The 24628-nt window shown below is 54.9% G+C and carries 25 protein-coding genes and 2 tRNA genes; 19 read left to right on the top strand and 8 right to left on the bottom strand.

Annotated features, from left to right (window positions below; genetic code table 11):
* The first annotated feature begins 54 nt into the window (after positions 1–54).
* Together secG and ACQG19_RS22010 are read left to right on the top strand one after the other, a co-directional pair.
* The gene (gene secG / locus ACQG19_RS22015) at positions 55–387 is read left to right on the top strand and encodes a preprotein translocase subunit SecG (RefSeq protein WP_003861803.1); all 333 of its coding nucleotides are present in this window, start codon (positions 55–57) and stop codon (positions 385–387) included.
* 9 nt (positions 388–396) lie between these two features.
* A tRNA-Leu gene (locus ACQG19_RS22010) sits at positions 397–483 on the top strand.
* Between the two features lie 182 nt (positions 484–665).
* Here ACQG19_RS22010 and argG read toward each other — a convergent pair.
* The gene (argG, locus tag ACQG19_RS22005; RefSeq protein WP_102752150.1) at positions 666–2012 is read right to left on the bottom strand and encodes an argininosuccinate synthase; all 1347 of its coding nucleotides are present in this window, start codon (positions 2010–2012) and stop codon (positions 666–668) included.
* Between the two features lie 286 nt (positions 2013–2298).
* Between argG and ACQG19_RS22000 the strand changes: the two genes are divergently transcribed.
* The 12 genes from ACQG19_RS22000 (at position 2299) to mtr (ending at position 16001) form a co-directional block, all read left to right on the top strand.
* Positions 2299–2375: transfer RNA gene (locus tag ACQG19_RS22000), tRNA-Met, on the top strand.
* A gap of 207 nt (positions 2376–2582) precedes the next feature.
* On the top strand, positions 2583–3035 hold the full coding sequence (gene rimP, locus ACQG19_RS21995) for a ribosome maturation factor RimP (RefSeq protein WP_014833432.1): 453 nt from the start codon (positions 2583–2585) through the stop codon (positions 3033–3035).
* A gap of 28 nt (positions 3036–3063) precedes the next feature.
* Positions 3064–4566 (top strand): transcription termination factor NusA, encoded by a 1503-nt coding sequence (nusA, locus tag ACQG19_RS21990; protein WP_013098917.1) that lies wholly within the window; start codon positions 3064–3066, stop codon positions 4564–4566.
* Positions 4567–4590: 24 nt separating this feature from the next.
* A complete protein-coding gene (gene infB, locus ACQG19_RS21985) occupies positions 4591–7281 on the top strand; it encodes a translation initiation factor IF-2 (protein ID WP_013098916.1) in 2691 nt (896 codons plus the stop codon).
* Between the two features lie 102 nt (positions 7282–7383).
* Complete coding sequence (gene rbfA, locus ACQG19_RS21980) at positions 7384–7788, top strand: 30S ribosome-binding factor RbfA (RefSeq protein WP_003024988.1); 405 nt, start codon at positions 7384–7386, stop codon at positions 7786–7788.
* Positions 7788–8738 carry a tRNA pseudouridine(55) synthase TruB gene (gene truB, locus ACQG19_RS21975; protein ID WP_013098915.1) on the top strand — a complete coding sequence of 317 codons (951 nt, stop codon included), beginning with the start codon at positions 7788–7790 and terminating at the stop codon, positions 8736–8738. The genes rbfA and truB overlap by 1 nt, the downstream gene beginning before the upstream one ends.
* A gap of 156 nt (positions 8739–8894) precedes the next feature.
* Positions 8895–9164: a 30S ribosomal protein S15 gene (gene rpsO / locus ACQG19_RS21970; RefSeq protein WP_013098914.1), complete on the top strand. Its 270-nt coding sequence runs from the start codon at positions 8895–8897 to the stop codon at positions 9162–9164.
* Positions 9165–9406: 242 nt separating this feature from the next.
* Positions 9407–11545 carry a polyribonucleotide nucleotidyltransferase gene (gene pnp / locus ACQG19_RS21965; protein WP_013098913.1) on the top strand — a complete coding sequence of 713 codons (2139 nt, stop codon included), beginning with the start codon at positions 9407–9409 and terminating at the stop codon, positions 11543–11545.
* Positions 11546–11653: 108 nt separating this feature from the next.
* Positions 11654–12538 (top strand): lipoprotein NlpI, encoded by an 885-nt coding sequence (gene nlpI, locus ACQG19_RS21960; RefSeq protein WP_013098912.1) that lies wholly within the window; start codon positions 11654–11656, stop codon positions 12536–12538.
* A 108-nt stretch (positions 12539–12646) separates the two neighbouring features.
* The gene (yrbN, locus tag ACQG19_RS21955; RefSeq protein WP_097533792.1) at positions 12647–12727 is read left to right on the top strand and encodes a protein YrbN; all 81 of its coding nucleotides are present in this window, start codon (positions 12647–12649) and stop codon (positions 12725–12727) included.
* Entirely contained in the window at positions 12720–14615 is a 1896-nt protein-coding gene (locus tag ACQG19_RS21950; protein ID WP_013098911.1) for a DEAD/DEAH family ATP-dependent RNA helicase, read from the top strand. The genes yrbN and ACQG19_RS21950 overlap by 8 nt, the downstream gene beginning before the upstream one ends.
* 141 nt (positions 14616–14756) lie before the next feature.
* Positions 14757–16001: a tryptophan permease gene (mtr, locus tag ACQG19_RS21945; RefSeq protein ID WP_013098910.1), complete on the top strand. Its 1245-nt coding sequence runs from the start codon at positions 14757–14759 to the stop codon at positions 15999–16001.
* A gap of 85 nt (positions 16002–16086) precedes the next feature.
* Here the strand turns inward: mtr and ACQG19_RS21940 are convergent, their stop codons facing one another.
* The 3 genes from ACQG19_RS21940 to ubiU form a co-directional block, all read right to left on the bottom strand.
* Positions 16087–17094, bottom strand: a complete 1008-nt coding sequence (locus ACQG19_RS21940) for a luciferase-like monooxygenase (protein ID WP_058661935.1) — start codon at positions 17092–17094, stop codon at positions 16087–16089.
* Between the two features lie 77 nt (positions 17095–17171).
* Positions 17172–18050, bottom strand: a complete 879-nt coding sequence (locus ACQG19_RS21935; RefSeq protein WP_038983605.1) for a U32 family peptidase — start codon at positions 18048–18050, stop codon at positions 17172–17174.
* A gap of 7 nt (positions 18051–18057) precedes the next feature.
* Positions 18058–19053, bottom strand: coding sequence for a ubiquinone anaerobic biosynthesis protein UbiU (gene ubiU / locus ACQG19_RS21930; protein ID WP_020687338.1), 996 nt, complete (start codon positions 19051–19053; stop codon positions 18058–18060).
* A gap of 211 nt (positions 19054–19264) precedes the next feature.
* Between ubiU and ubiT the strand changes: the two genes are divergently transcribed.
* Both ubiT and ACQG19_RS21920 read left to right on the top strand, forming a co-directional pair.
* Complete coding sequence (gene ubiT / locus ACQG19_RS21925) at positions 19265–19789, top strand: ubiquinone anaerobic biosynthesis accessory factor UbiT (protein ID WP_102752168.1); 525 nt, start codon at positions 19265–19267, stop codon at positions 19787–19789.
* The gene (locus ACQG19_RS21920; protein WP_020687336.1) at positions 19783–20286 is read left to right on the top strand and encodes a GNAT family N-acetyltransferase; all 504 of its coding nucleotides are present in this window, start codon (positions 19783–19785) and stop codon (positions 20284–20286) included. Before ubiT ends, ACQG19_RS21920 begins: the two co-directional genes overlap by 7 nt.
* Here the strand turns inward: ACQG19_RS21920 and ACQG19_RS21915 are convergent.
* The gene (locus ACQG19_RS21915; RefSeq protein ID WP_020687335.1) at positions 20273–20602 is read right to left on the bottom strand and encodes a GIY-YIG nuclease family protein; all 330 of its coding nucleotides are present in this window, start codon (positions 20600–20602) and stop codon (positions 20273–20275) included. The two genes, ACQG19_RS21920 and ACQG19_RS21915, sit on opposite strands and share 14 nt — an antisense overlap.
* A 14-nt stretch (positions 20603–20616) precedes the next feature.
* Here ACQG19_RS21915 and ACQG19_RS21910 point away from each other — a divergent pair, with 14 nt between their 5' ends.
* Positions 20617–21051, top strand: a complete 435-nt coding sequence (locus ACQG19_RS21910; protein WP_013098903.1) for a YhbP family protein — start codon at positions 20617–20619, stop codon at positions 21049–21051.
* On the opposite strand, the gene ACQG19_RS21905 is transcribed toward ACQG19_RS21910, so the two are convergent.
* Positions 21031–21549: a type 1 glutamine amidotransferase domain-containing protein gene (locus tag ACQG19_RS21905; RefSeq protein WP_013098902.1), complete on the bottom strand. Its 519-nt coding sequence runs from the start codon at positions 21547–21549 to the stop codon at positions 21031–21033. The genes ACQG19_RS21910 and ACQG19_RS21905 overlap by 21 nt on opposite strands.
* Positions 21550–21677: 128 nt before the next feature.
* Between ACQG19_RS21905 and ACQG19_RS21900 the strand changes: the two genes are divergently transcribed.
* Positions 21678–22322, top strand: coding sequence for an NAD(P)H-binding protein (locus ACQG19_RS21900; protein ID WP_013098901.1), 645 nt, complete (start codon positions 21678–21680; stop codon positions 22320–22322).
* 40 nt (positions 22323–22362) lie between these two features.
* Positions 22363–23400 (top strand): permease, encoded by a 1038-nt coding sequence (locus ACQG19_RS21895; RefSeq protein ID WP_102752152.1) that lies wholly within the window; start codon positions 22363–22365, stop codon positions 23398–23400.
* Positions 23401–23449: 49 nt separating this feature from the next.
* Here ACQG19_RS21895 and dolP read toward each other — a convergent pair whose 3' ends face one another.
* A complete protein-coding gene (gene dolP / locus ACQG19_RS21890) occupies positions 23450–24025 on the bottom strand; it encodes a division/outer membrane stress-associated lipid-binding lipoprotein (protein ID WP_038420691.1) in 576 nt (191 codons plus the stop codon).
* A 9-nt stretch (positions 24026–24034) separates the two neighbouring features.
* Positions 24035–24625: a DnaA initiator-associating protein DiaA gene (gene diaA / locus ACQG19_RS21885; protein WP_003861754.1), complete on the bottom strand. Its 591-nt coding sequence runs from the start codon at positions 24623–24625 to the stop codon at positions 24035–24037.
* Positions 24626–24628 lie beyond the last annotated feature (3 nt).

Here is a 24628-nt window from a genome sequence, read left to right as displayed (position 1 = left end):
TGCTAATTGGTCGAAGCATTGGTATGCGGCAAATCCGCAAGGAACAGGTTGATTATGTACGAAGCTCTTTTAGTTATTTTCCTTATTGTAGCCATCGCTCTCGTAGCGCTGATTATGCTGCAGCAAGGTAAAGGTGCTGATATGGGAGCCTCCTTCGGAGCAGGCGCTTCCGGTACGCTGTTCGGTTCAAGTGGTTCTGCGAACTTCATGACCCGTACCACAGCGATTCTGGCTACGCTGTTCTTCATCATCAGCCTTGTGCTTGGCAATATCAACAGCAACAAGACCAGCAAAGGAAGCGAGTGGGAAAACCTGAGCGCGCCAGCGAAAACTGAGCAGACTCAGCCAGCTGCACCGGCTAAGCCAACCAGCGATATCCCGCAGTAAGTATTCCGTACCGAGGTGGTGGAATTGGTAGACACGCTACCTTGAGGTGGTAGTGCCCTAACGGGCTTGTGGGTTCGAGTCCCATCCTCGGTACCAATATTCCAGAAAAAAGACGTCGAAAGACGTCTTTTTTTTCGTCTGTATTCTGTGGATCTGATCTTTTGTAGGGCGGGTAAGCGCAGCGCCACCCGCCATTGCCCGGTGGCGCTGCGCTTACCGGGCCTACGAAGGCTATAAAAAAGGCGCCTGTTGGGCGCCTTTTGGATGTCTTCTCTCGATTACTTCTTATCGCTGTGCTCCAGGTTTTCAACCTGCGGCAGGCCGTTACCGGAACTGGCTGACAGCAGGCCATTCTCAACGTAGTTGAACAGCTTCTCACGGGTATCAGTGATATCCAGATTACGCATGGTCAGTTGACCGATACGGTCATCAGGCGAGAATACGGATTCACCTTTTTCCATGGTCAGACGTTCTGCTTTGTAGGTCAGGTTGTCAGACACAGTGTTCAGAATGGAGTAGTCATTCCCGCGACGCAGTTCCAGAGTGACTTCGCCAGTGATAGCGCTTGCCACCCAACGCTGCAGGGCATCACGCAGCATCAGTGCCTGTGGATCGAACCAGCGGCCCTGATACAGCAGTCTACCCAACTGACGGCCATGGGAGTGATACTGCTCGATGGTATCTTCGTTGTGAATGCCGGTCAGCAGACGCTCATAGGCAATATGCAGCAGCGCCATCCCCGGGGCTTCATAGATGCCACGGCTTTTCGCTTCGATGATACGGTTTTCGATCTGATCGCTCATACCCAGGCCGTGACGACCGCCGATGCGGTTCGCTTCCAGCATCAGTTCCACATCATCAGAGAAGGTCTTGCCGTTCAGAGCAACCGGGTGGCCACGCTCGAAACGCACGGTCACTTCTTCTGCCGGGATTTTGACGCTTTCATCCCAGAATTTCACGCCCATGATTGGGTTAACGATTTTCACGCTGGAGTTCAGGAACTCCAGATCTTTTGCTTCGTGCGTTGCGCCCAGCATGTTGGAGTCAGTGGAGTAGGCTTTTTCGACGGACATTTTATAGTCGAAGCCGCAGGCGATCATAAATTCAGACATTTCATGACGGCCGCCCAGCTCATCGATAAAATCGGTGTCCAGCCACGGTTTGTAAATCTGCAGCTCGGCGTTGGTCAGCAGGCCATAACGATAGAAACGTTCAATATCGTTACCTTTATAAGTACTGCCGTCACCCCAGATGTTCACGCCATCTTCTTTCATGGCGGCAACCAGCATGGTGCCGGTCACGGCACGGCCCAGTGGGGTGGTGTTGAAATAGGTCAGACCGCCGGTGGTATTATGGAACGCGCCACACTGGATAGCGGCAATACCTTCGGCGACCAGCTGCTTACGACAATCAATCAGACGTGCGTTCTCTGCGCCATACTCTTTAGCACGACGAGGAATGGCATCATAGTCGTCCTCATCCGGCTGACCCAGGTTCGCAGTATATGCATACGGAACCGCTCCCTTTTGGCGCATCCACAGCAGTGCAGCGCTGGTATCCAGGCCGCCTGAAAAAGCGATGCCAATACGTTGTCCTACCGGAAGATGCTTGAGAATCGTCGTCATAAAATAAAACCCTGCGTGATTGACTGATTAGAGACCGCTTTCGCTCTCGATGCATGTTTATGCAAAATAAGTGAGTATTCATTTAATCATCTTTTGTCGATGACCGGAAGAGACTCGTGCGTTTTTTGTAAAAATTTCCCTCCGTATTCCCTGGCGGAAACTGAGTTGACAGATGGGGCTCACTATCAATATACTAAACGCCGGTTTTACGTCCCGTCTTCGGTACCAAATCCCAGCATTATTTGCAAATTCTGTCCAAAACGCGTAGAATTTGCCACGTTTCAGGCGCGGGGTGGAGCAGCCTGGTAGCTCGTCGGGCTCATAACCCGAAGGTCGTCGGTTCAAATCCGGCCCCCGCAACCACTTTCCCATAAAGTCATTTTTCAAATATACTGTGAAGACTCAGAGCCTTCGTAGCTGGATTTGAAAAAATTCTTTCGGAGAGTGCTCCAGGCCACAGTTGTGGCTATAGGGTTCAGTTATCTAAAGCCCCGATTTATCGGGGTTTTTTGTTATCTGACTACAGAATAACTGGGCTTTACGCCCTTTTTTTATGTCTTGGGGGTGGGCTTGTCCACATTAGAGCAAAAATTAACAGAGATGATTACTGCACCGGTCGAAGCACTGGGCTACGAACTGGTCGGCATCGAATTCGTTCGCGGCCGCACATCGACGCTGCGCATCTATATTGATAGTGAAGATGGCATCAATGTTGATGATTGTGCTGATGTTAGCCACCAGGTGAGTGCGGTTCTTGATGTTGAAGACCCAATTACCGTTGCGTACAACCTGGAAGTTTCCTCACCTGGCCTCGATCGCCCGATGTTCACGGCCGAGCACTATGTGCGCTTTACCGGTGAAGAAGTGGCTCTCGTTCTGCGTATGGCCGTACAGAACCGCCGTAAATGGCAGGGAATTATCAAAGCCGTTGATGGTGAAATGATCACGGTAACAGTCGAAGGCAAAGATGAAGTGTTCGCGCTGAGTAATATCCAGAAGGCGAACCTGGTTCCCCACTTTTAACAGTCTGGATTGAGGTGAAAAGCCCGCGATGAACAAAGAAATTTTGGCTGTTGTTGAAGCCGTCTCCAACGAGAAATCACTGCCGCGTGAAAAGATTTTCGAAGCGCTGGAAAGTGCACTGGCTACAGCAACCAAGAAAAAATACGAACAAGAGATCGATGTTCGCGTAGAAATCGATCGTAAAAGCGGTGACTTCGATACATTCCGTCGTTGGGTAATCGTTGAAGAAGTGACCCAGCCAACTAAAGAGATCACCCTGGAAGCAGCGCGTTTTGAAGACGAAAGCCTGAACGTTGGTGACTATGTTGAAGATCAGATTGAATCTGTGACCTTCGACCGTATCACCACCCAGACCGCAAAACAGGTTATCGTGCAGAAAGTTCGCGAAGCCGAGCGTGCGCTGGTTGTCGATCAGTTCCGCGATCAGGAAGGCGAAATCATCACTGGCGTGGTGAAGAAAGTGAACCGCGACAACATCTCTCTGGAGATCAAATCCGAAGGGATGCCGGGCAACGCTGAAGCTGTGATTCTCCGTGAAGACATGCTGCCGCGTGAAAACTTCCGCCCTGGCGACCGTATCCGTGGTGTGCTGTATGCCGTTCGCCCTGAAGCGCGTGGTGCACAGCTGTTCGTGACCCGTTCTAAACCAGAAATGCTGGTTGAACTGTTCCGTATCGAAGTGCCGGAAATCGGCGAAGAAGTTATCGAAATTAAAGCGGCGGCTCGCGATCCGGGCTCCCGTGCGAAAATTGCGGTGAAAACCAACGACAAGCGTATCGACCCGGTCGGTGCTTGCGTCGGTATGCGTGGTGCGCGTGTTCAGGCGGTCTCTACCGAGCTGGGCGGCGAACGTATCGATATCGTTCTGTGGGATGACAACCCGGCGCAGTTCGTGATCAACGCAATGGCTCCGGCGGATGTGGCGTCTATCGTTGTTGACGAAGACAAACACACCATGGATATCGCTGTTGAAGCGGGTAACCTGGCGCAGGCAATCGGCCGTAACGGTCAGAACGTACGCCTGGCGTCACAGCTGAGCGGCTGGGAACTCAACGTGATGACCGTTGATGACCTGCAGGCCAAGCATCAGGCTGAAGCCCATGCGGCGATCGATACCTTCACGAAATACCTGGACATTGACGAAGAGTTCGCCACGGTTCTGGTAGAAGAAGGTTTCTCTACGCTGGAAGAACTGGCCTATGTGCCAATGAAAGAGCTGCTGGAAATTGACGGTCTGGATGAACCAACCGTTGAAGCCCTGCGTGAACGCGCTAAAAACGCACTGACCACCCTGGCACTGGCTCAGGAAGAAAGCCTTGGCGATAAAAAGCCGGCTGATGACCTGCTGAATCTGGAAGGTCTTGATCGTGCGATTGCGTTCAAGCTGGCTGCCCGTGGTGTTTGTACGCTGGAAGATCTCGCTGAGCAAGGCGTTGATGACCTGGCTGATATCGAAGGTTTAACCGACGAGAAAGCCGGCGAACTCATCATGGCCGCACGTAATATTTGCTGGTTCGGCGACGAAGCGTAATAAACTGTAGCAGGAAGGAACAGCATGACTGATGTAACTGTAAAATCTCTGGCTGCTGAGATTCAGACCTCCGTGGACCGCCTGGTACAGCAATTTGCTGATGCAGGGATCCCGAAGACCGCTGATGACTCAGTGACGGCAAACGAAAAACAAACCTTGTTAGCGCACCTCAACCGTGAACACGGCTCTGCGCCTGACAAGCTGACGCTGCAGCGCAAAACGCGCAGCACGTTGAATATTCCAGGTACCGGTGGCAAAAGTAAATCGGTACAAATTGAAGTCCGCAAGACGCGCACCTTTGTAAAACGTGATCCGCAAGAGGCAGAGCGCCTTGCCGCGGAAGAGCAGGCACAGCGTGAAGCGGAAGAACAAGCTCAGCGTGAGGCAGAAGCAACTGCCAAACGTGAGGCAGAATTAAAAGCTGAACGTGAGGCCGCAGAAAAAGCGAAACGCGACGCAAGTGAAAAAGTGAAGCGTGAAGCTGCGGAAAAAGACAAAGTGAGCAATCAACAGACAGACGAAATGACCAAAACCGCCCAGGCTGAAAAAGCCCGTCGTGAAAATGAAGCTGCCGAACTGAAGCGTAAAGCCGAAGAAGAAGCACGCCGCAAGCTTGAAGAAGAAGCGCGTCGTGTGGCTGAAGAAGCGCGCCGTATGGCAGAAGAAAACGAGAAGAACGGTATTGATACCGCTGAGCAGTCTGAAGATACCAGCGACTATCACGTGACCACTTCTCAGCACGCGCGTCAGGCTGAAGATGATAACGACCGTGAAGTAGAAGGCGGCCGCGGCCGTGGTCGCAATGCGAAAGCAGCGCGTCCGGCGAAAAAAGGCAACAAACACGCCGAGTCTAAAGCTGACCGTGAAGAAGCGCGTGCAGCCGTGCGTGGCGGTAAAGGCGGCAAACAGCGTAAAGGTTCTTCCCTGCAGCAGGGCTTCCAGAAGCCTGCTCAGGCCGTTAACCGTGACGTTGTGATCGGCGAAACCATCACCGTTGGCGATCTGGCGAACAAAATGGCGGTTAAAGGCTCTCAGGTCATCAAAGCGATGATGAAACTGGGCGCAATGGCGACCATCAACCAGGTGATCGACCAGGAAACCGCACAGCTGGTTGCCGAAGAGATGGGACACAAAGTTATCCTGCGTCGTGAAAACGAGCTGGAAGAAGCAGTAATGAGCGACCGTGATACCGGTGCTGCGGCAGAACCGCGTGCGCCAGTTGTGACCATCATGGGTCACGTTGACCACGGTAAAACCTCTCTGCTCGACTACATTCGTTCTACGAAAGTAGCCTCCGGTGAAGCGGGTGGTATTACCCAGCACATCGGTGCATATCACGTAGAAACCGACAACGGTATGATCACCTTCCTGGATACCCCAGGCCACGCCGCGTTTACCTCAATGCGTGCTCGTGGTGCTCAGGCGACAGATATCGTTGTTCTGGTTGTTGCTGCAGACGATGGCGTCATGCCACAGACCATCGAAGCTATCCAGCACGCGAAAGCGGCGGGTGTGCCGGTTGTGGTTGCAGTGAACAAGATCGATAAGCCAGAAGCGGATCCAGATCGTGTTAAAAACGAACTGTCCCAGTACGGCATCCTGCCAGAAGAGTGGGGCGGTGAAAGCCAGTTCGTACACGTATCTGCGAAAGCAGGTACTGGTATCGACGAGCTGCTGGACGCGATCCTGCTGCAGGCTGAAGTTCTGGAGCTGAAAGCGATCCGTAACGGTATGGCGAGCGGCGCGGTTATCGAATCCTTCCTGGATAAAGGCCGTGGCCCGGTGGCTACCGTTCTGGTTCGCGAAGGTACACTGCATAAAGGCGATATCGTCCTGTGTGGTTTCGAATACGGTCGTGTTCGTGCGATGCGTAACGAACTGGGTCAGGAAGTGCTGGAAGCAGGTCCGTCCATTCCAGTGGAAATCCTCGGTCTGTCCGGTGTGCCGGCTGCCGGTGACGAAGTGACCGTTGTGCGTGACGAGAAGAAAGCGCGTGAAGTTGCACTGTACCGTCAGGGCAAATTCCGTGAAGTTAAACTGGCTCGTCAGCAGAAATCTAAACTCGAGAACATGTTCGCGAACATGGCTGAAGGCGAAGTTCACGAAGTGAACGTCGTACTGAAAGCTGACGTTCAGGGTTCTGTGGAAGCGATCTCCGACTCCTTGCTGAAACTGTCTACTGACGAAGTTAAAGTGAAGATCATCGGTTCTGGCGTAGGTGGTATCACCGAAACCGACGCAACCCTGGCGGCTGCCTCTAACGCCATTCTGGTTGGCTTCAACGTGCGTGCTGACGCGTCTGCTCGCCGCGTGATCGAAGCAGAAAGCCTGGATCTGCGTTACTACTCCGTCATCTATAACCTGATCGACGAAGTGAAAGCAGCGATGAGCGGTATGCTGTCTCCAGAGCTGAAACAGCAGATCATCGGTCTGGCCGAAGTGCGCGATGTGTTCAAATCACCGAAATTCGGTGCGATCGCGGGCTGTATGGTTACCGAGGGTACCATCAAGCGTCACAACCCAATCCGCGTACTGCGTGACAACGTGGTTATCTACGAAGGCGAGCTGGAATCCCTGCGCCGCTTCAAAGATGACGTTAACGAAGTCCGTAACGGCATGGAATGTGGTATCGGCGTGAAGAACTACAACGACGTTCGCGTTGGCGATATGATCGAAGTGTTCGAAATCATCGAGATCCAACGCAGCATCGACTAATCCTGTTGGGATAGGTCCATATGTCGGCCGGGATCGCCTCGTGCCACCCGGCAATAATTTTAAAAAGGGGCTTTAGCCCCTTTTTTGTCTGGAGAATTTATTATGGCGAAAGAATTTGGTCGCCCGCAGCGCGTAGCGCAGGAAATGCAGAAAGAGATCGCGCTCATTCTGCAACGCGAAATTAAAGATCCGCGTGTGGGCATGATGACCACCGTGTCCGGCGTGGAGATGTCCCGTGACCTCGCGTATGCCAAAGTGTTCGTGACGTTCCTGAACGATCAGGACGAAGCAGCAGTGAAAAATGGCATTAAAGCGCTGCAGGAAGCCTCTGGTTTCATCCGCTCGCTGCTTGGCAAAGCGATGCGCTTGCGTATCGTGCCTGAGCTGACCTTCTTCTACGACAACTCCCTGGTCGAAGGTATGCGTATGTCCAACCTGGTGACCAGCGTGGTGAAACATGACGACGAACGTCGTGTTAACCCGGCGGACGACAGCAAGGAGGACTGATGAGTCGTCCTCGTCGTCGTGGTCGCGACGTGCATGGTGTGCTGCTGCTGGATAAACCCCAGGGCGCATCCAGCAACGACGTGCTGCAAAAAGTGAAGCGTATTTATAATGCCAACCGTGCGGGCCATACAGGCGCGCTGGACCCCCTGGCGACGGGCATGCTGCCCATCTGCCTGGGGGAGGCAACAAAGTTTTCTCAGTACCTGCTGGATTCCGATAAGCGTTATCGCGTTATCGCCAGGCTGGGCCAGCGCACGGACACCTCCGATGCCGATGGTCAGGTGGTGGAAGAGCGTCCTGTGACGTTTAGCGCAGAGCAATTGGATGCGGCGCTGGAGAGCTTCCGTGGCGATACGCTGCAGGTGCCGTCGATGTATTCGGCACTGAAATATCAGGGTAAAAAGCTCTACGAATATGCGCGCCAGGGTATTGAAGTGCCGCGTGAAGCCCGCCCGATCACCGTGTATGAACTGCTCTTTATTCGCCACGAGGGTGACGAACTGGAGCTGGAAGTGCACTGTTCGAAAGGCACCTATATTCGCACCATTATCGACGACCTGGGCGAGAAGCTGGGCTGCGGTGCGCATGTTATCTACCTGCGTCGCCTGGCCGTCAGCAAATATCCGGTTGAGCGGATGGTGACCCTTGAGCATCTGCACGCGCTGGTTGAACAGGCGCAAGCGCAGGGTGTTGCCGCGGCAGATTTGCTTGACCCGCTGCTGATGCCGATGGATAGCCCGGCGGCCGACTTCCCGGTTGTTAATCTTCCTTTAACATCGTCCGTTTACTTTAAGAACGGAAACCCGGTTCGGACCACGAATGCACCGCTGGAAGGCCTGGTACGCGTGACCGAAGGGGATGACGGTAAGTTTATCGGCATGGGTGAAATGGACGGTGAAGGACGCGTTGCGCCCCGCCGTCTGGTGGTGGAATACCCGGTCGAAGGCTGACGGCGATATCAGCTCACCTTGCGGTAAACCGGTGAGGCGAGTAGAATATCGCGGCTTAACGTCCGGCAAATTGTTTAACAATTTTGTGGGGCGTATACGGGGATCGCTGAATTAGAGATCGGCATCCTTACATTCTTTATACTTTGGAGTTTGAAAATGTCTCTAAGCGTTGAAGCTAAAGCTAAAATCGTTTCTGAGTTTGGTCGTGGTACTAACGACAGCGGTTCTACCGAAGTTCAGGTTGCACTGCTGACTGCACAGATTAACCACCTGCAGGGTCACTTTGCAGAGCACAAAAAAGATCACCACAGCCGTCGTGGTCTGCTGCGTATGGTTTCTCAGCGTCGTAAACTGCTCGACTACCTGAAACGTAAAGATGTTGCACGTTACTCCGCGCTGATCGAGCGTCTGGGTCTGCGTCGCTAAGTCTTGCGAGTTTCAGAAAAGGGGGCCTGATGGCCCCTTTTTTCAACCGGACCGCAGCAATTCACTGGAAACTATTGTATTGTTGCTATAAATGATCTTCCTTGCAGAGGTTCGCGCGGCTAATGAGAGGCTTCACCCATGGGGGTGTTGGTTGTCATTAGTCGCGAGGATGCGAAGAAGGTCGGGTTAAATCGTCAGCACACCGGTGGTGTGCTGTCAAACATTTAAGAAAGGACAGAATTTTGCTGAATCCGATCGTTCGTAAATTCCAGTATGGTCAGCATACCGTCACGCTGGAAACCGGCATGATGGCACGTCAGGCTACTGCTGCCGTTATGGTAAGCATGGATGACACCGCGGTATTCGTGACCGTTGTTGGCCAGAAAAAAGCTAAACCAGGTCAGGACTTCTTCCCACTGACCGTTAACTACCAGGAGCGTACTTACGCTGCCGGTAAAATCCCGGGTGGCTTCTTCCGTCGTGAAGGCCGCCCAAGCGAAGGCGAAACCCTGATCGCGCGTCTGATTGACCGCCCGGTTCGTCCGCTGTTCCCGGAAGGCTTCGTAAACGAAGTGCAGGTTATCGCGACCGTGGTTTCCGTTAACCCACAGGTTAACCCGGATATCGTTGCGATGATCGGTGCCTCCGCTGCGCTGTCTCTGTCCGGTATTCCATTCAATGGTCCTATCGGTGCCGCGCGCGTTGGTTACATCAACGACCAGTACGTGCTGAACCCGACTCAGGAAGAGCTGAAAGAAAGTAAGCTGGACCTGGTTGTTGCCGGTACGGAAGCCGCCGTTCTGATGGTTGAGTCTGAAGCAGAGCTGCTGAGCGAAGACCAGATGCTGGGCGCTGTGGTCTTCGGCCACGACCAACAGCAGGTTGTTATCCAGAACATCAACGAGCTGGTGAAAGAAGCCGGTAAACCACGTTGGGACTGGCAGCCTGAAGCCGCTAACGACGCGCTGAACGCACGCGTTGCTGCACTGGCTGAAGCGCGTCTGAGCGATGCGTACCGTATCACCGACAAGCAGGAGCGTTATGCTCAGGTTGACGTGATCAAAGACGAAACCATCGCCACGCTGGTTGCTGAAGACGAAACGCTGGACGCTAACGAGCTGAGCGAAATTTTGCACGCAATCGAGAAAAACGTTGTTCGTAGCCGCGTACTGGCTGGCGAGCCGCGTATCGATGGCCGTGAAAAAGACATGATCCGTGGTCTGGACGTGCGTACTGGCGTACTGCCACGTACTCACGGTTCTGCGCTGTTCACCCGTGGCGAAACGCAGGCGCTGGTTACCGCGACCCTGGGTACTGCACGTGACGCACAGATCATCGACGAGCTGATGGGCGAGCGCACTGACAGCTTCCTGTTCCACTATAACTTCCCTCCGTACTCCGTAGGGGAAACCGGTATGGTGGGTTCGCCTAAGCGTCGTGAAATTGGTCACGGTCGTCTGGCGAAGCGCGGCGTGCTGGCAGTGATGCCAGACGCAGACAAATTCCCGTACACCGTTCGTGTGGTTTCTGAAATCACCGAATCCAACGGTTCTTCTTCCATGGCTTCCGTGTGTGGTGCCTCTCTGGCGCTGATGGATGCAGGCGTGCCAATCAAAGCCGCCGTTGCGGGTATCGCAATGGGTCTGGTGAAAGAGGGCGACAACTTTGTTGTTCTGTCTGACATTCTGGGCGACGAAGACCACCTGGGCGATATGGACTTCAAAGTGGCGGGTTCCCGCGACGGTATCTCTGCACTGCAGATGGATATCAAAATTGAAGGCATCACCAAAGAGATCATGCAGGTTGCTCTGAACCAGGCAAAAGGTGCGCGTCTGCACATCCTGGGCGTGATGGAACAGGCTATCAACGCGCCACGCGGTGATATCTCCGAATTCGCTCCGCGTATTCACACCATCAAGATCAATCCAGACAAGATCAAAGATGTTATCGGTAAGGGCGGTTCCGTGATCCGTGCGCTAACCGAAGAGACCGGCACCACCATTGAAATCGAAGATGACGGTACGGTGAAGATCGCAGCGACCGACGGCGAAAAAGCGAAATTCGCGATTCGTCGCATCGAAGAAATCACTGCAGAAATCGAAGTGGGCCGTATCTACAATGGTAAAGTGACCCGTATCGTTGACTTTGGCGCGTTCGTTGCCATCGGTGGCGGTAAAGAAGGTCTGGTACACATCTCTCAAATCGCTGACAAGCGCGTTGAGAAAGTGACCGATTACCTGCAGATGGGTCAGGAAGTACCGGTTAAAGTTCTGGAAGTTGACCGCCAGGGCCGTATCCGTCTGAGCATTAAAGAAGCAACCGAGCAGTCTCAGCCAGCTGCTGCGCCAGAAGCACCGGCAGCAGAACAGCAAGGCGAGTAAGGTTGCCATTTGCCCTCCGCATCGCGGAGGGCCATTATCAGGCAGGACGCCTTGTTAAGCCGCCGGGGGACAGGACGTTCATCCAATAGTTGTCTTCGGGAGTGGGAAATGAAGCCTTTTTTGCGCTGGTGTTTCGTTGCGACAGCTTTAACGCTGGCAGGATGCAGCAACTCTGCCTGGCGTAAGAGCGAAGTCCTCGCAGTGCCATTGCAACCGACTTTGCAGCAGGAAGTGATTCTGGCACGCATGGAACAAATTCTTGCCAGTCGGGCTTTAACCGATGACGAACGCGCACAGCTTTTATATGAGCGCGGAGTGTTGTATGATAGTCTCGGTCTGAGGGCATTAGCGCGAAATGATTTCTCACAAGCGCTGGCTATCCGACCTGATATGCCTGAAGTATTCAATTACTTAGGCATTTATTTAACGCAGGCAGGCAATTTTGATGCTGCCTATGAAGCGTTTGATTCTGTACTTGAGCTTGATCCAACTTACAACTACGCGCACTTGAATCGCGGTATCGCATTGTATTACGGCGGTCGTGATAAGTTAGCGCAAGATGATCTGCTGGCGTTTTATCAAGACGATCCTAATGATCCTTTCCGTAGCCTGTGGCTTTACATTGTTGAGCAGAAGCTCGATGAGAAGCAGGCAAAAGAGGCACTGAAACAGCGCTTCGACAAATCGGACAAGGAACAGTGGGGATGGAACATTGTCGAGTTCTACCTGGGCAACATTAGCGAAGCAACGCTGATGGAACGCCTCAAGGCGGACGCAACGGATAACACCTCGCTCGCTGAGCATCTCAGTGAAACCAACTTCTATTTAGGTAAGTACTACCTAAGTCTGGGGGATAAGGACAGCGCTACGGCACTGTTCAAATTAGCGGTTGCTAACAACGTACACAACTTCGTTGAGCACCGTTATGCATTGTTGGAATTATCGCTCTTGGGCCAGGAGCAAGATGACCTGGCAGAATCGGACCAGCAATAGCTGACGACATAAACATCAGCCCGTAATCTTTTTGATTGCCATCACCTTCACTGGTGAGGGCGTTGTTGTTCGTCAATACACCTAATTTGAGCCGGTTCACACTTTTCAATGAAAATTGCAGATCATTTTCACGATGAGCTAAGTAGACTGGCCGCCATTGACATTGAGGCACTCGTACTACATGGCTGAATTCGAAACCACTTTTGCAGATCTGGGCCTGAAGGCTCCTATCCTTGAAGCTCTTAACGATCTCGGTTACGAAAAACCATCTCCGATCCAGGCAGAATGTATCCCACATCTGCTCTCTGGTCGTGACGTGCTGGGCATGGCCCAGACTGGTAGCGGCAAAACCGCAGCATTCTCGCTGCCGCTGCTGAACAACATTGATCCGGACCTGCGTGCACCGCAGATCCTCGTCCTGGCTCCAACCCGTGAACTGGCGGTTCAGGTTGCGGAAGCGATGACGGAATTCTCTAAACACATGCGCGGCGTAAACGTGGTAGCCCTGTACGGCGGCCAGCGTTATGACGTGCAGTTACGCGCCCTGCGCCAGGGCCCACAGATTGTTGTCGGTACGCCGGGCCGTCTGCTGGATCACCTGAAGCGCGGTACACTGGATCTCTCTAAACTGAGCGGTCTGGTACTGGATGAAGCAGACGAAATGCTGCGTATGGGCTTCATCGAAGACGTAGAAACCATCATGGCGCAGATCCCGGAAGGTCACCAGACCGCTCTGTTCTCTGCCACCATGCCAGAAGCAATCCGTCGCATTACCCGCCGCTTCATGAAAGAGCCGCAGGAAGTGCGCATTCAGTCCAGCGTTACCACTCGCCCGGACATCAGCCAGAGCTACTGGTCTGTGTACGGCATGCGCAAAAACGAAGCGCTGGTGCGTTTCCTGGAAGCGGAAGATTTTGATGCGGCGATTATCTTCGTTCGTACCAAAAACGCGACCCTGGAAGTGGCTGAAGCCCTGGAGCGTAACGGCTACAACAGCGCAGCGCTGAATGGCGACATGAACCAGGCTCTGCGTGAGCAGACGCTGGAGCGTCTGAAAGACGGTCGTCTGGATATCCTGATTGCAACCGACGTGGCAGCACGTGGTCTGGACGTTGAGCGTATCAGCCTGGTTGTAAACTACGACATCCCAATGGACTCTGAGTCTTACGTTCACCGTATCGGCCGTACCGGTCGTGCAGGTCGTGCGGGTCGTGCCCTGCTGTTCGTTGAGAACCGCGAGCGTCGTCTGCTGCGTAACATTGAACGCACCATGAAGCTGACCATTCCGGAAGCGGAGCTGCCAAACGCAGAACTGCTGGGCAAACGCCGTCTGGAAAAATTCGCCGCGAAAGTCCAGCAGCAGCTGGAAAGCAGCGATCTGGATCAGTACCGTGCGCTGCTGGCGCAGATTCAGCCAACCGCTGAAGGCGAAGAGCTGGATATCGAAACGCTGGCTGCAGCACTGCTGAAGATGGCACAGGGCGAACGTACCCTGATCGTGCCACCAGATGCACCGATGCGTCCTCGTCGTGAGTTCCGCGATCGTGACGATCGCTTCGAACGCCGTGGTGACCGTAACGATCGTGGCCCACGTGGTGACCGTTCAGAGCGTGGTGGCGAAGACCGTCCACGTCGTGAACGTCGTGACGCTGGCGAAATGGAACTGTACCGCATTGAAGTGGGCCGTGATGATGGTGTTGAAGTTCGTCATATCGTTGGCGCGATCGCGAACGAAGGCGACATCAGCAGCCGTTACATCGGTAACATCAAGCTGTTCGCATCTCACTCCACCATCGAGCTGCCAAAAGGCATGCCGGGCGAAGTACTGCAGCACTTTACTCGCACCCGCATCCTGAACAAGCCGATGAACATGCAGCTGCTGGGCGATGCACAGCCACGTCCTGACCGTGGCGGCGAACGTCGTGGCGGTGGTCGCGGTTTCGGTGGCGAGCGTCGTGAAGGCGGTCGCAGCGAAGGCCGCGGTGGTGAAGGTCGTCGTTTCTCCGGTGAACGCCGTGATAGCCGTGGCCCACGTCGTGAAGAAGGCACCAGCCGTCGTCGTTTCGGTGACGCGTAAGCCTTTCGTTTCTGACGTAAAGTAATATATACAGCCCCGATAAAGACTATCGGGGCTTTTTTTATTCCCTTTGTACTCTTGTACTGGTACAGTGCAGCACATTAAAATGCAAACCACATTTTTGACTGGAGATATGGCTGTATGGCGACACTAACCACCACCCAAACGTCACCTTCGCTGCTTGGCGGCGTGGTGATCATCGGCGGAACCATTATTGGTGCCGGGATGTTCTCCCTGCCAGTGGTCATGTCCGGTGCGTGGTTCTTCTGGTCGCTGGCTGCGCTGGTCTTCACCTGGTTCTGTATGCTCCATTCAGGGCTGATGATCCTTGAAGCCAACCTGAACTACCGCATTGGCTCCAGCTTCGACACCATCACGAAAGATCTGCTGGGTAAAGGCTGGAACCTGGTGAACGGCCTTTCCATCGCGTTTGTGCTCTACATCCTGACCTACGCGTACATCTCGGCAAGCGGCTCGATTCTGCATCACACCTTTTCGGAGATGTCGCTGCACGTTCCGGCGCGTCTGGCCGGGTTGTGCTTTGCGCTGGGTGTCGCGTTTATCGTCTGGATGAGTACCAAAGCGGTGAGCCGGATGACGGCCATCGTTCTGGGCGCAAAGGTCATCACTTTCTTTCTGACCTTCGGTAGCCTGCTGGGGCACGTTACCCCGTCAACACTGTTTAACGTGGCTGAAACCAATACGTCGTACACGCCGTATCTGCTGATGACCCTGCCGTTCTGTCTGGCGTCGTTTGGCTACCACGGCAACGTACCGAGCCTGATGAAGTACTACGGCAAAGACCCGCGGACAATCGTCAAGTGCCTGGTTTACGGTACGCTGCTGGCGCTGGGGCTGTATGTGATTTGGCTGCTGGGGACGATGGGCAACATCCCGCGTCCTGAGTTTATCGGCATTGCGCAGAAGGGCGGGAATATAGATGTGCTGGTGCAGGCGCTGAGCGGTGTACTGAACAGCCGCAGTCTGGATCTGCTGCTGGTGGTATTCTCCAACTTTGCGGTTGCGAGCTCTTTCCTCGGCGTGACGCTCGGCCTGTTTGACTATCTGGCGGACCTGTTTGGCTTTGATGACTCCGCTATGGGGCGCTTCAAAACCGCACTGCTGACCTTCCTGCCACCGATGGTGGGCGGCCTGCTGTGGCCGAACGGCTTCCTGTACGCCATTGGTTATGCCGGTCTGGCGGCTACCATCTGGGCGGCAATTGTGCCGGCGCTTCTGGCGCGTAAATCCCGTCAGCGCTTCGGTAGCCCGAAATTCCGCGTCTGGGGCGGTAAACCGATGATTGCACTGATTCTGGTGTTTGGTGTTGGTAACGCGCTGGTCCACGTGCTGTCGAGCTTTAATCTGTTGCCGGTATATCAGTAAGTTTTTGTGCCGGATGGCGGCTACGCCTTATCCGGCCTACGCGATCCCGTAGGCCCGGTAAGCGAAGCGCCACCGGGCAAAAAAACTACCCCACCAACTCCTCTTTCACCTGCATCGCCAGCTCAAACGAGTGCAAACGCGCCTGATGATCGAAAATCTGGCCGTTAACCATAATCTCATCAGCCTGCGTTTCGCGCAGCACCGCCTCAAGCCCGTGACGCACCTTCGCTTTATCTCCCACCAGCGACATGCTCAGCGCCTGTTGAACACCATACTGCTCGGAAGCTGACCACAGCTGATGCATATTCTCCACCGGCGGTGGAAGCTGGCCGGTCTCACCGCGACGCAGCTTCACAAACGCCTGCTGCATAGAGGTAAACAGGAATTCCGCATCGCGATTGCTGTCGGCGGCAATGATATTGATACACACCATCGCGTACGGTTTCTCCAGCCTTTCAGAAGGTTTGAAGTTCGTGCGGTAGAGATGCAGCGCCTGATGCAGCATATCCGGTGCGAAGTGGGAGGCGAACGCGAAGGGCAGCCCCAGCTGTGCAGCAAGCTGCGCGCTATAAAGACTTGAGCCTAACAGCCATACCGGGATCTTCTCGCCATAGCCCGGCACCGGGCGCACGTGCGGGTTCGGGTCACGCGCATCGAACCAGCCCACCAGTTCAGCCACATCACGCGGGAAATTGTCGATGTCACCGCTCATATGGCGACGCAGGGCGCGCATGGTGGGCTGGTCGCTGCCCGGCGCACGGCCAAGGCCTAAATCAATACGGCCCGGGTAGAGGGTATTCAGCGTACCAAACTGCTCGGCGATCACCAGAGGAGCATGGTTTGGCAGCATCACGCCACCGGATCCCAGGTGCAGGGTAGTGGTGTTCGCGGCCAGATAGCCAATCAGCACCGAGGTGGCAGCGCTGGCGATGCCGACCATGTTGTGATGTTCCGCCAGCCAGTAACGGTGATAGCCACGCTTTTCGGCCAGTTGAGCCAGATCGAGAGAGTGCGAAAAGGCTTCTCTTGCCGAGGAGCCTTGTGGGATCGGCGCCAGATCCAGCACCGAAAACGGAAGGGTTTTGTCAGTCATAACAGCTCACTTTGTCGACGGTCAATCTTTAATACTGCATTAAATAATGATAACCGTTGTTAACAAAGTGAGCCTTTTCAGGCCTGCAGCTCCAGTCCGGCCAGCCGCTTCCAGTAGCCGTTACAGTCACTGTTTGCCGTCAGCGGCAGCGGCGATGCGCCGTTTTCATTGGCGCGAAAAGCATCCAGCATGGCAAACACGCTGGTGTCCAGCGGGGACAGACGCACCATGTCCACCAGTCCGTCCATCGACGCCAGCTCGTTACCAAGGTTATACACATAACCACTCATGGTCTGAATGCCGTTCAGGACAAACACCTGCTGATTCTCCTGCGACAGCATGCTGCGCCCGTTCGGGTACTTGATGCAGCAGGTTTCGCACTCGTCTTTCGGGCGATCTTCAGAGCGGGCAGTGAAGCAGCGGGCAGAGTACGCCAGCGGCAGATGGCCATAGCTCAACACTTCCACTTCAAACTGGTTGCGAATACCCAGCTCGTCACACTGGTTCAGGAGGTTTACCAGCCAGTCACGCGACAGCTCTACCGGCATGCACCAGCGCGTCATCCCCTGTTTCAGCAGCAGGCGCAGGGTCACGGCGTTATAGCAGTTCAATGCATGGCCCGCGACAAACGGCAGCTTGCGTTCGGCGCACATATTCACCACGCCCAGATCGCTGGCCTCCAGCAGAAACTCGCCGTTCTCCACGTAGCGCTTCAACTCACCCAGTTCAGATGAGGCTTGTACCAGCGCCAGCGTAGAGAGCACCACCTGTTTGCCGCTCCCGGCCAGGCTTTTCGCCATCTCCAGCCAGTCGCCTGCTTTGGTGGCACGGCGCTTGCTGCATACCGCTTCGCCAAGGTAAATCACATCGGCGCTGCTCGTCGCGGCCTGTTGATAAAAATCTTCCAGCGTCTCTTTTGGCCAGTAGTAGAGCACCGGTCCTAATGAATATTTCATGGTTATCTCACTGCCATTTACGGTGATACGCGCCAAGCGTGGTTTGGGTGCCTTCAGACATTGCGCCGAGCGTCTCCATCCAGGCCGATTGCGGGGCGTAGTTCTGCGGATCTGCCATGCAGCGGTCAATGGCCTGACGCCAGACTTTCGCCACCTGACTGACGTAGGCCGGGCTGCGCTGGCGACCTTCAATCTTCACCGAGGCAATATTAGCGGCCAGCAGTTCCGGCAGCAGTTCCAGTGTGTTGAGGCTGGTGGGTTCTTCCAGCGCGTGATAACGCTCACCGTCAACCAGATAGCGGCCTTTGCACAGCGTCGGGTAGCCAGCGTTTTCACCGTCCTGATAGCGGTCAATCAGTACCTCATTCAGGCGAGATTCCAGCCCCTGTGGGGTTTGCTGCCAGCGAACAAAGCGGGCAGGCGAGCAGGCGCCAACGGTATTAGGGGATTCACCGGTCAAATACGAGGAGAGATAGCAGCGGCCTTCAGCCATGATGCACAGGCTACCAAAGGCAAAAACTTCCAGCGGCACTGGCGTGACGCGTGCGAGTTGCTTAACCTGATGAATAGAGAGCACGCGCGGTAAAACCACCCGGGCCACGTCAAAGTTTTGATGATAAAAACGTATCGCCTCTTCGTTGGTGGCAGAGGCCTGAACAGAGACATGGCGCTCAATATGAGGATAGCGTTCTGCCGCATACTCTAGCATGGCGAGGTCGGCCAGAATCAGCGCATCGGCACCCAGCTGTGCTGCCATATCCACCGCGCGCTGCCAGCGGGCATAGCCATCAGGATGGGCAAAGGTATTGATGGCAATATGCAATTTGCGGCGGTGCTGATGTACGAAGTTAACGGCTTCCTGAAGCTTTTTCTCCGTAAAGTTGAGGCCAGCAAAATGGCGGGCGTTAGTATCATCTTTCAGCCCGATATAGACCGCATCGGCCCCATTTTCGATGGCCGCCTTAAGCGCCGGAAGGTTTCCGGCAGGGCAGAGCAGCTCCATAATTTATCCTGATGTCGTCGAGAGCAAAAATGTTAACGAGCTGGGATTTTAATTAACCCATACGCGACAATTTTTGATTTAAGGCAGCTAATGGCGTATTGATGGCACCAATAATGAGGTACACCGGACGACGGTTTGTTGATTTACGCCGCTATGTTCTCCTCCGGATATGGCAAAATACCCGGACTATCGCTATCAGGGAGTAAAGCTCGTGCTGGATAAACTGCGTTCACGTCTCGTACAATTTGGTCCATCAATGCTGAGCGTGCCGGTAAAACTGGCGCCGTTCGCGCTTAAACGTCAGGTGCTGGAGCAGATCCTGAGCTGGCAGTTCCGCCAGGCGCTGCAGGAAGGCGAACTGGCGTTCCTGGAAGGCCGCTGGTTAAGCATTGAAGTGCGTGATATCGGTCTGCGCTGGTTTACCTCCGTCGAGAATGACCAGCTGATTGTGCGCCAGTCCGCCGACGCGGATGTGAGCTTTAGCGCCGACGCCTGCGATCTGCTGATGATCGCCGCGCGTAAGCAGGATCCGGATACCCTCTTTTTCCAGCGCCGTCTGGTCATTGAAGGCGATACGGAACTGGGTCTGTACGTCAAAAATTTAATGGATGCCATTGAGCTGGAGCAGATGCCAAAAGCGCTGCGCGTGATGTTAATGCAAATGGCAGATTTCGTTGAGGCCGGGCTGAAAACCCCGCCTGACAGTAAACACACTTCAGTAGGTGAGCCATGCTGATTCGAGTCGAAATTGGGATTGATGCACCGGGTATCGATGCGTTGTTACGCCGCTCTTTTGCGAGCGACGCAGAAGCCCAACTGGTCCACGATCTCCGCGAAGACGGCCTGATCACGCTGGGGCTGGTTGCCACCGATGACGAAGGTCAGGTGGTGGGCTATGTTGCCTTCAGCCCGGTAACCGTTCAGGGTGAAGAATTACAGTGGGTAGGAATGGCGCCGCTGGCGGTAGATGAACACTATCGTGGACAAGGGCTGGCACGTCAGCTGGTGTATGAAGGGCTGGACTCGCTCAATGAGTTTGGCTATGCCGCGGTGGTGACGCTGGGCGATCCTGCTTTCTATGGTCGCCTGGGCTTCGAGCCGGCGGCGCAGTACGATCTCCGCTGTCGCTGGCCGGGCACCGAAACTGCCTTCCAGGTGCACCGTCTGGCGGATGACGCGCTCAACGGCGTAAATGGCCTCGTGGAGTATCACGACCATTTTAATCGCTTCTAATCAGGCTTTCACACAGCGCCTCAAACGATCCGTCTCCGGTGACGAGGCGCTCTTTCTGGCGCTTCGTCAACTGCTTAATGCGGTATTCCACTCTTAACGCCAGCGATCTGTCACCCACGGGGGCAGAAAAGGCGAGCGTCAATTCTCCTTTCCCCCGCAGCGCTTTTGCCCCTTTTCCCGTTTGATGCTGAAGAAAACGCCGCGCCACATCGGTCGTGATCCCGGTGTAGAGAGCGTTATCTGCGGTACGGACAAGATAGAGAAACCAGCACACGGTAAACAGATTCAGTATGTTAAGGTGAACGCACCATAGCATGAGAGAGAACGAAAATGGAAACTCTGGCTGCCATTAACCGCTGGCTGGCGAAACAGCATGTTGTCACCTGGTGCGTGTATGACGACGGTGAAATGTGGTGCGCGAATGCGTTTTACTATTATGACCCTGAGCGCGTTGCGTTTTATGTGATGAGCGAAGATAAAACGCGCCATGCGCAGATGACCGGTCAGCAGGCGAAGGTGGCAGGGACAGTTAACGGTCAGCCTAAAACGGTGGCACTGATCCGTGGGGTACAGTTTAAAGGGGAGATCCGTCGTCTGGACGGTGAAGAGAGCGACGCGCGCCGTAAGCACTACACGCGCCGCTTTCCGGTAGCCGCCGCCTTAAAAGCCCCGGTGTGGGAAATCCGCCTTGATGAGCTGAAATTTACCGACAACACGCTGGGCTTTGGCAAAAAGCTGCACTGGCTACGCGCCGAGCAGGCGTAGCGCTTCGCGGTTGAACGCCGGCAGATCGTCCGGGGTTCGGCTGGTGATCAGCTGGTCTTTGTCGTTGACCACCTCCTGATCGTAAAACTCGGCCCCCGCGTTTTTCAGATCGACAACGATAGGTTTCACGGCAGTGAGTTTACGCCCGCGCACCACATCCGCGCTGATAAGCAGTTGCGGACCGTGGCAGATAGCAAAGACCGGTTTTCCGGTGGAGACAAAATCGCGGGTGAACGTTACGAAGCGCTCGTCGCCGCGCAGGGAATCCGGTGAATGACCGCCGGGTAACAGCAGGGCATCAAAATCAGACGGGCTGACGTTATCGATGGTCTCATCGATGGTCACGCTGGCCTCGCCCTTATGGCCTTTCACCGTTTTTCCCGCCTCTTTCTCAATGGTGATGACCTCATGTCCCGCCTTGCGGAACGCCTCAGCAGGTGAGGTGAATTCTGAATCTTCAAACTCGTCGGTAATCAGGACTGCGATTTTTTTACCCATGCTTCCTCCGTTGTTTTCGCTTCAGACTGTTTTTTTCCCGTTTGTGGTAAATACTTACCGGTAACAGACTTCTAAGTGTGGTTGACCATGCTGAGTTCGCAAACGGACTATTCTGTAAAGGGGATGAAATGAGTCAGGTACTGATTACGGGGGCAACCGGGCTGGTGGGCGATCATCTGCTGCGGCTGCTGATCCAGGATCGCAGGGTGAACTACATTGCGGCCCCGACACGTCGACCGCTGGCGGACATTTCTGGCGTCTTTAATCCTCACGATCCACAGCTGACCGACGCACTGGCGCAGGTGCAGGATCCCATCGATATCGCCTTTTGCTGCCTCGGGACAACGCGGCGTGAGGCGGGCAGTAAAGAGGCGTTTGTTCATGCTGACTATACGCTGGTGGTCGATACGGCGCTAACGGCGAAAAAGCTGGGTGCCACCCATTTTGTGGTGGTCAGCTCGCTGGGCGCCAGCGCCCGTTCGCCGTTCTTTTACAGCAAGGTGAAGGGCGAGATGGAAGAGGCCCTGATTGCCCAGAAGTGGGAGCGGTTGACAATAGTCCGTCCCTCCATGCTGCTGGGGCATCGCGACGAGCGTCGTTTTAACGAGTCGATGTTTGCCCCGTTGTTCCGCATTCTCCCCGGTAACTGGAAATCCATCGAGGCGCGCGACGTGGCGCGTGCGATGTTAAAAGAGGGGCTGTCACCATCGCAGGAGGGGGTGAATATCATCCCTTCGGCGAAACTGCGTGAAATCGCGCAGGGCGAGGCGTAAACTCCCCCGGCTAATTAAATAACACTCTCCGGGGAATGCTATGACTGGTCAGTCTTCATCTCAGGCGGCAACACCTGTCCAATGGTGGAAGCCCGCGCTCTTCTTTCTCGTGGTCATTATAGGCCTCTGGTATGTGAAATGGCAGCCGTACTACGGTAAAGCCTTCACTGCCGCCGAAACGCACAGCATCGGTAAATCTATTCTCGCTCAGGCTGATTCCAGCCCGCTTCGCGCGGCGTGGGATTATGCCATGGTCTATTTCCTTGCCGTCTGGAAAGCCGCCGTATTAGGCGTCATTCTGGGCTCGTTGATTCAGGTGCTTATCCCGCGTCACTGGCTGGTGAAAACCCTGGGGCAGCCACGCTTTCAGGGCACCCTGCTGGGGACCATTTTCTCCCTGCCGGGCATGATGTGTTCGTGCTGTGCCGCGCCTGTTGCTGCCGGTATGCGCCGTCAGCGAGTCTCTATGGGCGGTGCGCTGGCGTTCTGGATGGGCAACCCGCTGTTAAACCCGGCAACGCTGGTGTTTATGGGCTTTGTGCTGGGTTGGCATTTCGCCTTTATCCGTCTGGTGGCCGGTCTGCTGACGGTGCTGGTGGTGGCAACGCTGGTGCAGAAATGGGTGAAAGATAACGCCGTTGAACCGGCCGCCATTGAGCTTGATGTCAGCGAGCCACAGGGAAGCTTCTTTGCGCGCTGGGGGAATGCACTGTGGCAGCTTTTCTGGAGCACCATTCCTGTGTATATCCTGGCGGTGCTGGTGCTCGGGGCCGCACGCGTCTGGCTATTCCCGCATGCCGACGGCGCCATCGACAATACCCTGATGTGGGTCATTGCGATGGCCATTGCCGGTTGTCTGTTTGTGATCCCAACGGCGGCTGAAATTCCGATTGTGCAGACCATGATGTTGGCTGGCATGGGCACCGCACCGGCACTGGCGTTGCTCATTACCTTGCCTGCCATCAGCCTGCCGTCGCTTATCATGCTGCGTAAGTCATTCCCGGCGAAAGCGCTGTGGCTCACCGCAGGGCTGGTGGCGTTGAGTGGCGTGATTGTGGGGAGTATTGCGCTTCTGTGAAAAAAGCCCGGTGGCGCGAGCACGCACCGGGCTTACAGTCAGGTGGGAATTACTTAATGTAGGTAAATGCGGTGGTGACGTGTTTCACGCCGCTCACCCGGCTGGCAATATCGGCCGCCGCTTTCCCTTCACGGTCGGTAACCAGACCCAGCAGGAACACTTCGCCGTTTTCGGTCGTCACTTTCACGTTGGATGATTTCACCTGGTCTGAACCCAGCAGCTGGGAACGGACTTTGGTGGTGATCCACGTATCATTGGAGGCGGTACCAAGGCTGATTGGCTGCCCCTGACGGACTTCGTTGAAGACTTCCGCAGTGCCCTCTACGCCCATCGCGATCTGTTTTGCGCGGCTGGAGAGGTCAGTATTTGGCGCCTGGCCTGTCAGCAGCACTTTGCCCTGGTAAGCCGTCACGTTGATGCGCGCTTCTTTCTTAATTTGCTCGTCTTTCGACAGCGCACTGTTGACGCGCAGCTCCAGCGTGCCGTCATCTACCTGGGTGCCAACGGTGCGCGGATCGGTCGCTGCTTTGGTGCCGACGGCTGCGGTACCCACGACAGCCGCAGCGATACATCCCTGCAGCAGTAATGCAGACATAAGGACTGCGAGGGTCGATAAAGCCTTCATGAGAACTCCTTAATCATCCTGGTGAGGGAAAAGCGTGTTATCGATCAAATCACATAAGCAGTTCACCGTGAGCATATGCATCTCCTGAATGCGTGCGCTACGGTGAGACGGAATGCGGATTTCCACATCCTGCGGCCCCAGCAGGCCCGCCAGTTCGCCCCCGTCATAGCCAGTTAAGGCAACGATAGTCATATCGCGAGTAACGGCGGCTTCGACGGCTTTGACAATGTCACGGCTATTGCCGCGCGTGGAGATGGCCAGCAGCACATCGCCCGCATGGCCCAGGGCACGCACCTGCTTAGCGTAAATCTCGTCATGCAGACGATCGTTAGCAATCGCTGTTAAGACCACATTATCGGTATTAAGTGCAATGGCAGGTAAACTGGGGCGTTCTGTTTCAAAACGATTGATCATACTGGCAGCAAAATGCTGTGCGTTGGCAGCGGACGTGCCATTGCCACAACAGAGGATTTTGTTGCCATTGAGCAGGGACTGCACCAGCGTCATGGCGGCGCGAGAGATTGCGTCAGGGAGGGCTTCTGCCGCGGCAATCTGAGTCTGAATGCTTTCTGTGAAGCACACTTTAATTCTTTCGAGCACGTT

The organism is Enterobacter cloacae complex sp. 277I4, from assembly GCF_050031465.1.
Taxonomy (GTDB): domain Bacteria; phylum Pseudomonadota; class Gammaproteobacteria; order Enterobacterales; family Enterobacteriaceae; genus Enterobacter; species Enterobacter cloacae.
The sequence above is the reverse complement of the archived record's forward strand: the minus strand, read 5'-3'. Positions and strand labels throughout refer to the sequence as shown.